Below are 10,175 nucleotides of genomic sequence, written 5' to 3'. Positions count from 1 at the left end.
AGTCTGGCTTGTGATTGGGGTTTTGATGAATCGTTTATTGAAAGGAGAAAGTCCGGAAATATTCGTGGAGATACCACCTTATCGAATTCCTTATTTTGGGGCGCTGGCAAAGAAGCTCTGGATGCGTGTTAAAGGATTCTTGAAAGAAGCAATACCTTTTATGCTCTTAGGGGTATTTATTGTGAACATCTTGTATTCGCTTGGAATTATAGATTTCTTAAGCAAGTTAACAGGTCCGGTGATAAAAAATATCCTTGGGCTTCCCTCAGGTGCGGTGGCTTCGTTACTCGTTGGATTTTTAAGAAAGGATGTAGCTATAGGCATGCTCGTTCCGATGGGGTTGACTCTGAAACAACTGGTAATCGCCAGTGTAGTCTTAGCTATGTATTTTCCCTGCGCAGCAACGTTTGCCGTATTAGTGAAGGAACTGGGAGTAAGAGATATGGCAAAGTCAGCAGTAATTATGATATTTTCTGCAATTCTCGTCGGCGGACTGCTTAATCTCATCCTCTAAGAAGTGCTAGCCTGAAAAAGTAGCCTGTCCCCTTTTTTTTCCGAAAAAAACACTTGACAAGAAACAAGGGTTAAGGTATAATATAAATGGAAATGGTTATCAATATCATTTAGGAGGGAAATAATGCTAGGAGGACCACCTTGGTGGCATGGTAAGCTTCGGGGTTGGGGATGTAAAATGACCATTCCTCGACAAGCCATTCTTGATCTTCTCAATCGGAGTTCGAAACACCTGAGTGCAGAAGATATCTATTTGGCAGCGCACAGAACTTATCCGGGGATTGGCTTAACTACTGTTTATCGAACCTTGGACTTGCTGGAACAGATGGGAATCATTCACAAATTTGACTTTGGCGATGGCCGGAGCCGATACGAACTATCACAAGGGCCGCAATGGAGACACCATCACCATCTGGTCTGTACGAAATGTGGAAGAATAATCGACTATACGGATTTCGTTAATGAAGAGGTGAAGCTCCTCAGCAAAATTGAAGAATCTTTGTCTAAGAAGTATAATTTTAAGATAAATACGCATCAACTCCATTTCTATGGATTATGCGAGAAATGTCGATGACTTGTATTACTTTCAATAGAAAGGAGGTGAGTGTTATGCCAGGAGGAGATGGAACGGGTCCTTTGGGAATGGGACCAATGACAGGTCGAGCTGCGGGATTTTGTGCTGGTTACCCTGGGCCAGGCTATGCTAACCCAATTCCTGGAAGGGGTGGATTTGGTTTTGGCCGTGGCTGGGGTAGAGGTTGGTTTGGTGGTGGTCGTGGCCGTGGTTGGGGACGCGGTTTTGGGTTTGGCTGGGGCCGTGGCTACGGAGCAGGTTTCTACGGAGTTCCTTATGAAGGAAGTTATTATGGAGCACCCTATGGAGCACCTTATGGAGCACCTTATGGGAACCCATATGGTTCAGAAATGAATCCCCAGCAAGAGGCGGATATGCTTAAAGAGCAAGCCAAAGCTATGCAGGAAGAACTCCAGTCCATTAATGAACGCATCAGCACATTAGAAGAGGCAGCCACTGAGGAGAAGAAATAAGATACAGGAAGGGGATACCGACGCTAGCTAAGTATCCTCTTCCTGGTAAGGTTTGTGGTTACCGAAGGAGGTTTAGCAGAATGAAGATAGCGATATCTACCGATGGTAATTTTGTATCTCCACATTTCGGACGGTGTCCTTCTTTCACCATTGTAGAAATTGAAGGAGACAAATTGGTCAAAAAAGAAGTTATTGACAATCCAGGACACCATCCAGGTTTTTTGCCTCAATTTTTACAGGAGAGAGGAGTGGAGTACATTATCGCTGGCGGAATGGGTGGGCGAGCAACAGGACTTTTTGCTGATGCGGGAATAAAGACAATATTAGGAGTGACTGGCAACGTCGATAATGTTATAGACGAAATTTTAAAAGGCACGCTCAAAGGTGGAGAAAGCCTTTGTAGACCCGGTAGTGGAAAGGGATATGGTTTAGATAAGACGGAGTGCGAACATAATCCCTGATAAGGGAGGATAAGATGAAAATTTGTGTAACTTCTCAGGGCAATAATCTTGAAGCTCAGGTTGACCCGAGGTTTGGGAGATGTCCATATTTTATTATCGTCGACCTTGAAACAAAAGAGTTTGAAGCGATTGAGAATCCGAACATTCAAGCCACCGGCGGCGCAGGGATTCAGTCTGCACAGCTTGTTGCCGGTAAAGGGGTAGAGGCAATTTTGACTGGAAATGTTGGTCCCAATGCATTTCAGACTTTGCAAGCTGCAGGGATTAAGGTTATTACGGGTGTAACGGGCTTGGTAAAAGATGCTATCGAAAGATACAAAAAAGAAGATATTAAATCAACCGATGGCCCAACTGTGCCCGGACATTTTGGCATGCAAGGTTCTCAATCTCCTGGGCCGGGTAGGGGAGCAGGAAGAGGGATGGGTCGAGGCGGTGGCAAAGGCAGAATGGGCGGTAGTCGTCCCGGTGCTGGACCCGCTGCTCAATGTGTATGTCCAAGCTGTGGGACGAAAGTGCCCCATCAGACAGGAGTTCCTTGCTATTCTGTAAATTGCTCTAAATGTGGTACAAGGATGGTTAGAGAATAAATGATTATTTCCATAGCGAGCGGAAAGGGAGGCACGGGGAAGACTACGGTATCTACTAATCTTGCGCTTTCTTTAAATGGCGTTCAATTTTTGGATTGCGATGTAGAAGAGCCGGATGCGCATATATTTTTAAAACCAAAGATTGAAAGTAGAAAGACTGTCTCTATTCCTGTGCCCCAGGTTGATGAAGCTAAATGTAATTTATGTGGTAAATGTGCTCAAGTTTGTGCTTATAATGCTATTGCTGTGGTTAGCCCCATTAAGCGCTCAAAAAATGATACAGTGGTCGACAAAGAAAACTCGCTCACCACTGGAACAAGAGTGTCTAATGAGGTGAAGGGGAAGGTTTTGATCTTTCCTGAATTGTGCCATGGGTGCGGAGGATGCAAACTTCTCTGTCCGGAGAAGGCTATCAGTGAAGTAGATAAAGATATAGGTGTGATAGAATTCGGAGAATCTAAAGCTATACAATTTATACATGGTAAACTGAACATTGGAGAAGTTCTTTCGCCCTCTTTAATCAGGGCGGTCAAAGAGCACATAAACCCCACCAGAACTGTAATAATTGATGTCCCTCCAGGCACTTCCTGTCCAGTAATTGAAGCTATTAAAGGAAGCGATTATTGTATCCTGGTTACAGAACCAACACCGTTTGGACTAAATGATTTAATCTTAGCAATTGAGGTATTAAAGAAGTTGGACATCCCTTTTGGTGTGGTAATTAACCGAGCCGATATAGGGGATGAGAAAGTCGAGCAATACTGCCAGAATTATAAGATTCCTGTGTTAATGCACATTCCTTTTGACAAAGAGATTGCCATTGCCTATTCAATGGGGATACCTATCGTAGAGGCAAAATCCAAATATATACAAGAGTTTAGAAAACTATTTAAAAAGATTGTAAACTGCTGAGGAGAGCTTTAGGATTTTGGTGGCATTGGAGAAAGTCAGTAACGAAAGAGAGTGATAAGTGAAAATGAAACAGATAGTGGTTATTAGCGGTAAGGGTGGCACGGGAAAAACAGTTATAGCTGCTTCTTTTGCTGCTTTAGCTAAAAGTAAAGTTATGGCAGACTGCGATGTGGATGCAGCAGATTTACATCTCCTTCTCCATCCAGAAGTTTTGCAGAGACACGATTTCAAGGGTGGGAAGAAAGCAATTATTGATAGAGAGAAGTGTAGTGAATGTGGAAAGTGTGAACAGGTATGTCGTTTTAACGCTATAGAGAATTTTGTTGTAGACCCGATCTCTTGTGAAGGTTGTGGGGTATGTAGTTATATCTGTCCTGAGGGAGCAATTGAGATGGAAGATAATTTATCAGGAGAGTGGTTTGTTTCCCGCACAAAATACGGACCCCTGGTCCATGCTAAATTGGGCATTGCTGAAGAAAATTCGGGGAAATTGGTGACTATGGTTCGGCAAAATGCTAAATTGATTGCTGAAAGGGAGAGGAAGGATTTCGTTATTATAGATGGTCCCCCGGGAATAGGCTGTCCAGTAATAGCTTCTTTGACTGGTGTGGATTTAGCGCTGGTAGTTACTGAGCCCACTCTCTCGGGGATTTACGATATGGAAAGGGTTTGTAAAGTTGCCCACCATTTTGGGGTGAAAACATATGTATGTATAAATAAGTATGATTTAAATCTTGAAAATTCAAGAGCTATAGAAAAATATTGCCTCGACTCGAACATAGAAATTGGAGGAGAAATACCTTTTGACCAGGCTGTTACTGAAACATTGGTTAAAGGCATTCCTGTTGTGGAGGGGAGAGACAATAAAGTAACTCAAAAAATAAAAATCCTCTGGAACAGGATAAAACAGATAAACTGACTAAGAGTGGTTTCACAGTAGTATGTGCGGAGAAGATTTGAAATGGTCTAATATGATAAAGAAAGGTCTGGGGGATGAAGACATATTTAGAATGTATTCCATGTTTTTTCAAACAAGCGCTCGAGGCATCTAAATTATCTAAAGCAGATAAGATGACTCAAAAAAAGGTGCTGGATGAACTATCCAGATTGATACCGGAGATTGGATTGAATAGTACACCTCCTGAGATGGGGAGAGTTATTTATCAGCTTGTCAGCAAAATAACAGGGGAAAGAGACCCATTTAAAGAAATCAAAGAGAAAAGTAATAAACAATCATTAGAACTTTATCCTCACTTAAAGACAAAGATAGAAACTTCAAATGATAGGCTTTTGACTGCAGTAAGGTTAGCCATTGCCGGTAACGTAATCGATTATGGCGTGACGAACCACTTTGTCATTGAGGAAGAGATAGAAAATTGTTTAAAGGGAGATTTTGCTATTTTTGATTACGGAGATTTTAAAGAAGATTTGGATAAGGCGGACCGGATTCTTTACCTTGCAGATAATGCAGGGGAAGTGGTTTTTGATAAAGTTTTGATTGAGGAGATTAGAAAATTGGATTCTCCTCGTGGAAGGCAAATTTTTTATGTGGTGAGGGATAAGCCAGTGATAAATGATGCTTTGGTTGAAGATGCTCGTGCCTGTGGTATAGAGAAAGTAGCTGAGATTGTATCCAGCGGTTCGGATGCGCCCGGCGCAATTTTAGAACTCTGTTCACAGGAGTTTCTTAAACTTTATGAACATGCGAGGATGATCATTAGCAAGGGACAAGGCAACTTTGAGGCTTTATCAGAGCAGGATAAGCCGATATTTTTTCTATTGAAAGCGAAATGTTCTGTGATTGCCAAGGATATTGGTTGTAGAATGGGTGATGTAATTCTGAAAAGTAGTACTAAGAGAAAAAGGCAACTTAACTTAAAATGTGGGTTTCCCTGTAAAAGTTCTTAAATAATTTGTATAATAGGTTTAGTTTGTTAAATAGGAGATAAAGGAAATGATTCCAGTAACAATTAGGCTATATGGCAATTCTGTCTTAAGAAGGAAATCTCGAGAAGTTAAAGAGATGAATGAAGATATCCAGAAACTTATAGACAATATGGCAAAGTTGATGTATCAGAATAAGGGTTTAGGACTGGCTGCACCACAAGTAGGAATATTGAAGAGAGTGATAGTTGCTGACGTGGGAGATGGATTGGTTAGCCTGGTTAATCCGAAAATTCTCTGGCGTCAAGGGAAAGATACTATGTCTGAAGGATGCTTGAGTATCCCGGGAATTAGTCTGGAAATAAAACGTTCAAAGGAAGTGATAGTGGAAGGGCTAACCAGGGAAGGCGAGAAGGTTCAGTTAGGAGCAGTGGGACTTCTCGCTCGTGTATTGCAGCACGAAATCGACCATCTGGATGGGATATTAATAGTTGACCGGGTTCCTAAGAAAAAGACAAAGACAATTAAGAAAGAATTGGACAAAATAAAAACGATAGTAGAGAAATAGAATGAAGACACGGTTTCGACATATTTTGAAAGAGCTCCAACAGCACCTGCCGTATACAATTTTCAGTGTAGCTATGGGAATGATGGCACTGGGAGTACTCACAGTGCTGATTGAGGCGAAAAAATTTCCCCAGGCCTCGCAAAACTTATTCCATATTTTTCATCCTTTACATATACTTTTCAGTGCTACTGTAACTACTGCAATGTTCTGGAGACACGATAAGAAAATACTTAAAGCAGTCTCCATCGGTTTTGTTGGCGCGGTAGGCCTTTGTGGTATCAGTGATATTTTCATTCCATTTGTTGCCGGCTATCTCTTAGGTGTTAAAATGCACTTACATATCTGTATTCTTGCTGATCCAATGCTGGTTTTACCTTTTCTATTCTTTGGTATATTTATGGGATTTGTTCTGCCTACTGTGTTAGGGAGCACAATATTTTCTCATGCAGCCCATGTGCTCATAAGCAGTATGGCCTCTATTTTTTATCTGGTCTCATTTGGGTTAACGGAGTGGATTCCAGTTGGTGGAATGGTGTTCATTTACATGGTTTTGGCAGTTATGATTCCCTGTTGTACCAGTGACATCATTTTTCCCTTACTTTTTGTTAAGAAAAAGGGCTAAAGAATAGAATACTTCAAAGGGACACTCTTAATCGCTTCCGCAGTTTTTCTCGAAAAATTATGGAGTCCCCGATGAAATCGGGGGTTATTCCTCCCTTTCGGGAGGACTCCAAAAAAAGGGGGGGGTAGTGTAGCCCTTTATGGGCGTAATTTTTACGGGGACGAGCCTTTGGGCGACCATAAAGGTCGCCCCTACGCGACCAAAACCATTACGGGCATAAACCCCTACACTACCAATAAGGCTTGTAGAGTTTTGACTTGACAGAAATAGAAGTAGTATGTTAAAATCAAGGTTAAATTGGTTAGGGTTAGATTAGCTCGAAAAAACGGAGCTGGCTAAAAAGCTGAAGGAGGTGAGGTAGATGTCTGTGGGTAAAAAGACTGGTCTCTGGCTAATCCCATTCGGTGTGGCTGAGATGTTCCTTATCAACCTCTATTTTGGGATCTTTGTAGCAGCTTTAGGCTTGGTAGTATTCATCTTTGCTAAGAAGTAACTATCTATCAAATTTAGAAAGGGGTGATTTTTAGATGAAAGAATGTACAATGAAGACCTGGATGACTGCTTTGAGCCTTATATTTTGTCCTGTTACTTTTCTCTACCTTATGATTTATCCATTGATTGTTCCAGAGAGTCAAAATGTGGTATGGGCAGCTTTTGTGGCCATGCCCATATATTTCATCGTAGGAGCCAAGAGGGAAGATTTTCCCAAATTTTTCTATAGCATGTTTGCGGGATTCTTCTGGGCATATATGTTTCTTGTTCCTGGAGGCTGGCTGTTAAATCTCTCCGGGTGGAATCTTTCCCCGCCTCTGACGGGTAATTTAGTTGTTTTAGTGGTGTGTGCGCCATTTCTGCTAATGCATCTGGTCTGGCTGGCGAATTCTACCTGGCTGAACGTTTGCCCGATTATGTTCGGTACGGTTGCCAGTAGTTTTGCCACAGGAGGTCAGCGTCCTATCGGCTTAGCTGTAGCTCTGACCTTAGGAATGCTTGTGGCTTTAGTCTGTGTAGAACTCACCAATGCAGCAGTGGGTAAACCTACTCTTGTTCAAGCTGCTTAAGAGAAGGAATCAGCTTAAAGATGTAAATTCATCCTGAGTTTTTCAAAAGTTAATCCTCATAAGGGGCTCCGGTGACGTACAATTTCTTTTTCTCCGGAGTCCCTTTTTTATGAAATTATCAATTCCCCCCTCACCTATATCCTCTTCCCCATGGGGAGAGGGGGAAAATCATTAGATTGTGAAGGAAAGAATGGCAACAATCGTTACCTCAAAGAATAGAAAAGTAGAATTTGGTGAAGGTCTTCCCACGGCTGTAATTGGAGAAAGAATAAATCCTACAGGAAAGAAAAAACTTGCCGAGGACCTTTCGAAGGGCAAGTTCGATGTTCTTGTCCAGGAAGCGCTTTCTCAGAAAGAGGCAGGAGCGGATATTCTGGATGTCAATGTGGCGGTCTCTGGCGTTGATGAGACTACCATCTTACCCAAGGCGGTGTTGAAGGTTCTGGAGGTTTCAGGGTTTCCTGTCTGTATCGATTCATCTAATCCAGAAGCCCTAAAGAAGGCATTAGAGGTCTATCCCTATAAAGCTCTGGTAAATTCGGTGACAGGTCAGGAAAAGTCATTGAAGGCTGTTCTGCCACTGGTAAAGAAATTCGGAGCTTCTGTGGTGGGGCTTACTATGGACGATAGTGGCATTCCCAAGTCAGCGGACAAAAGATTCGCCGTGGCAAAGCGTATAATGGAAGTTGCCAAATCTTATGGCATTCCCAAAGAGGACATCGTGATAGACTGCTTGTGTTTAGCCCAGGCTGCCCAGACAGATTCGGCAGCTGCGACCCTGGAGACTTTGATGAGGGTTTCCCGAGAGCTGGGCGTAGCAACGGTCCTGGGAGTAAGCAATATAAGTTTTGGCATGCCTGATAGGAAGATTATTAATTTATCTTTTCTATCACAGGCTATTTCACAAGGACTCAATGCTGCTATTGTCGACCCCACTATTAAGGGAATGGTTGAGACCATTCTCGCTTCCGATTTTCTGGCGGGAAGAGATTCCTATGGTAAGAGATATTTGAAATACTATAGGGAAAAAGTGAAAACCAAAAAGGATTGAAAAATGGAGTCCTCCCGAAAGGGAGGGGAATGCCTTGCTTTCGCAAGGAATCCAGGATTTGGAGTCCTCCCGAAAGGGAGGGGAATGCCTTGCTTTCGCAAGGAATCCAGCAAGAGAAAAGGAAATGAAGTTTACTATAAAGTTCAGTCCAATTGGTAAAAGAGTAATGGAGAATAGACCCCGGCTCCTTTTGGATATCGCCAGGGAGGCGGGTGTGGGTTTAAAATCTCTTTGTGGAGGGAAAGGTAAGTGCGGGAAGTGTAAAGTGATGGTCAACCCGGCTAATGAGCCTACCGCAATAGAGAAGAAACTTTTCACTCAAGATGAGATAGACGAAGGTTACAGACTCGCTTGCCGCACGACCGTAAGAGAAGATACACAGGTATATGTCCCGCCTTCATCCGTAACCGAAGAGCAGAAATTGCAGATTTGGGGAAAGGAGATTAAGGTCAAGCCGTCCCCTCTTGTGAGAAAGTTTTTTCTCCGGCTTCCCCGGGTAACTCTCTCGGATACAAGGTCCTATTTGCAGAGGATTAAAGAAGAACTGAAGAGAAAATATAATGTTAAAGTCGAGAGTGCAGATTCTAAAGTGTTGAACATTATTAGACCTACCTTGAGAGGCTCCGATTGGTCGATTACCGCCATTGTGAGAGGAAGCGAAATAATCGGAGTTGAACCTGGAAACAGAACGAAGGAGAGCCTGGGTATGGCGATTGATCTGGGCACGAGCAAGATAGCTTTCTATTTAGTCGATTTGCTAACCGGTGAGTCCATAAATATTTACGGGATTACAAATCCCCAAATTGCTTATGGCGAAGATGTCTTGTCGAGAATTCATTACGCAGGCAATACCAAAACTAATTTGAAAAAATTGAAAAGCGAGGTTCTCAAAGCCATCAATCTTGCAATAAAGAAAATTTGTAGAGAAAGCAAGGTAAAGCATAGAGACATTCTGGAAGTGACTCTTGTGGGCAATACTGCTATGCACCACATCTTTTTAGGACTCCCGGTAAAGCAGCTGGGACGGGCTCCCTTTGCCATGGCCATGGGCGAGTCCCTGGAAATAAAAGCGAGTGAAATGGGTTTGGAAATATCTTCAGGGGGATATATCTATCTTCCACCTCCCATTGCAGGATTTGTTGGCTCTGACCATTTAGCTATGCTCATAGCCTCGGGAATCGAAACGAAAAAAGGGAATCTAATAGCCATCGATATTGGAACAAATACCGAGATAGCGTTGAAAACTAAAGGAAGAATTATATCTTGTTCCTGTGCCTCAGGACCTGCCTTTGAGGGAGCACACATTAGACATGGGATGAGGGCAGCTCCTGGAGCGATAGAGAGAGTTAATATCAATTCGAAGAGTTTAAGTGTTAACGTTGCTACAATAGATGACAGAGCTCCTCTGGGGATATGTGGTTCTGGAATTCTGGATGGTATTTCTGAGATGTTAAGAGTGGGGATTATTG

The 10,175-nt window shown here is 42.6% G+C and carries 14 protein-coding genes; all 14 read left to right on the top strand.

Annotation, left to right across the window (positions count from 1 at the left end; all coding sequences use genetic code 11):
- A partial coding sequence (locus VMW39_06495) for a nucleoside recognition domain-containing protein (protein ID HUW23660.1) occupies positions 1-514 on the top strand: 514 nt, incomplete at its 5' end.
- 123 nt (positions 515-637) lie between these two features.
- Positions 638-1,087 carry a Fur family transcriptional regulator gene (locus VMW39_06490; protein HUW23659.1) on the top strand — a complete coding sequence of 150 codons (450 nt, stop codon included), beginning with the start codon at positions 638-640 and terminating at the stop codon, positions 1,085-1,087.
- Positions 1,088-1,122: 35 nt separating this feature from the next.
- Complete coding sequence (locus tag VMW39_06485; protein HUW23658.1) at positions 1,123-1,560, top strand: DUF5320 domain-containing protein; 438 nt, start codon at positions 1,123-1,125, stop codon at positions 1,558-1,560.
- Positions 1,561-1,640: 80 nt separating this feature from the next.
- Complete coding sequence (locus VMW39_06480; GenBank protein ID HUW23657.1) at positions 1,641-2,021, top strand: NifB/NifX family molybdenum-iron cluster-binding protein; 381 nt, start codon at positions 1,641-1,643, stop codon at positions 2,019-2,021.
- Between the two features lie 14 nt (positions 2,022-2,035).
- The gene (locus tag VMW39_06475; GenBank protein ID HUW23656.1) at positions 2,036-2,608 is read left to right on the top strand and encodes a NifB/NifX family molybdenum-iron cluster-binding protein; all 573 of its coding nucleotides are present in this window, start codon (positions 2,036-2,038) and stop codon (positions 2,606-2,608) included.
- On the top strand, positions 2,609-3,520 hold the full coding sequence (locus tag VMW39_06470) for an ATP-binding protein (GenBank protein HUW23655.1): 912 nt from the start codon (positions 2,609-2,611) through the stop codon (positions 3,518-3,520).
- 64 nt (positions 3,521-3,584) lie between these two features.
- Positions 3,585-4,439: an ATP-binding protein gene (locus VMW39_06465; GenBank protein ID HUW23654.1), complete on the top strand. Its 855-nt coding sequence runs from the start codon at positions 3,585-3,587 to the stop codon at positions 4,437-4,439.
- Positions 4,440-4,513: 74 nt separating this feature from the next.
- Positions 4,514-5,428 carry an ARMT1-like domain-containing protein gene (locus VMW39_06460; GenBank protein ID HUW23653.1) on the top strand — a complete coding sequence of 305 codons (915 nt, stop codon included), beginning with the start codon at positions 4,514-4,516 and terminating at the stop codon, positions 5,426-5,428.
- A gap of 46 nt (positions 5,429-5,474) precedes the next feature.
- Positions 5,475-5,972: a peptide deformylase gene (gene def / locus VMW39_06455; protein ID HUW23652.1), complete on the top strand. Its 498-nt coding sequence runs from the start codon at positions 5,475-5,477 to the stop codon at positions 5,970-5,972.
- A gap of 1 nt (position 5,973) precedes the next feature.
- Positions 5,974-6,594: a hypothetical protein gene (locus VMW39_06450; protein HUW23651.1), complete on the top strand. Its 621-nt coding sequence runs from the start codon at positions 5,974-5,976 to the stop codon at positions 6,592-6,594.
- 367 nt (positions 6,595-6,961) lie between these two features.
- Entirely contained in the window at positions 6,962-7,087 is a 126-nt protein-coding gene (locus VMW39_06445; protein ID HUW23650.1) for a hypothetical protein, read from the top strand.
- Positions 7,088-7,121: 34 nt separating this feature from the next.
- Positions 7,122-7,655, top strand: a complete 534-nt coding sequence (locus VMW39_06440; GenBank protein HUW23649.1) for a DUF1097 domain-containing protein — start codon at positions 7,122-7,124, stop codon at positions 7,653-7,655.
- 178 nt (positions 7,656-7,833) lie between these two features.
- Positions 7,834-8,706, top strand: coding sequence for a dihydropteroate synthase (locus VMW39_06435; GenBank protein HUW23648.1), 873 nt, complete (start codon positions 7,834-7,836; stop codon positions 8,704-8,706).
- Positions 8,707-8,830: 124 nt separating this feature from the next.
- A partial coding sequence (locus VMW39_06430; protein HUW23647.1) for an ASKHA domain-containing protein occupies positions 8,831-10,175 on the top strand: 1,345 nt, incomplete at its 3' end.

Source organism: bacterium (assembly GCA_035530055.1).
In the GTDB taxonomy this organism is placed as follows: Bacteria; UBA6262; WVXT01; order WVXT01; family WVXT01; genus WVXT01.
This window is presented reverse-complemented; position numbering and strand designations above follow the sequence as displayed.

Bases quoted from the DNA above. Each gene is read 5' to 3' on its own strand.
- VMW39_06490 (HUW23659.1), top strand. From the start codon at position 638: ATGCTAGGAGGACCACCTTGGTGGCATGGTAAGCTTCGGGGTTGGGGA.
- VMW39_06485 (HUW23658.1), top strand. From the start codon at position 1,123: ATGCCAGGAGGAGATGGAACGGGTCCTTTGGGAATGGGACCAATGACA.
- VMW39_06480 (HUW23657.1), top strand. From the start codon at position 1,641: ATGAAGATAGCGATATCTACCGATGGTAATTTTGTATCTCCACATTTC.
- VMW39_06475 (HUW23656.1), top strand. From the start codon at position 2,036: ATGAAAATTTGTGTAACTTCTCAGGGCAATAATCTTGAAGCTCAGGTT.
- VMW39_06470 (HUW23655.1), top strand. From the start codon at position 2,609: ATGATTATTTCCATAGCGAGCGGAAAGGGAGGCACGGGGAAGACTACG.
- VMW39_06465 (HUW23654.1), top strand. From the start codon at position 3,585: ATGAAACAGATAGTGGTTATTAGCGGTAAGGGTGGCACGGGAAAAACA.
- VMW39_06460 (HUW23653.1), top strand. From the start codon at position 4,514: ATGAAGACATATTTAGAATGTATTCCATGTTTTTTCAAACAAGCGCTC.
- def (HUW23652.1), top strand. From the start codon at position 5,475: ATGATTCCAGTAACAATTAGGCTATATGGCAATTCTGTCTTAAGAAGG.
- VMW39_06450 (HUW23651.1), top strand. From the start codon at position 5,974: ATGAAGACACGGTTTCGACATATTTTGAAAGAGCTCCAACAGCACCTG.
- VMW39_06440 (HUW23649.1), top strand. From the start codon at position 7,122: ATGAAAGAATGTACAATGAAGACCTGGATGACTGCTTTGAGCCTTATA.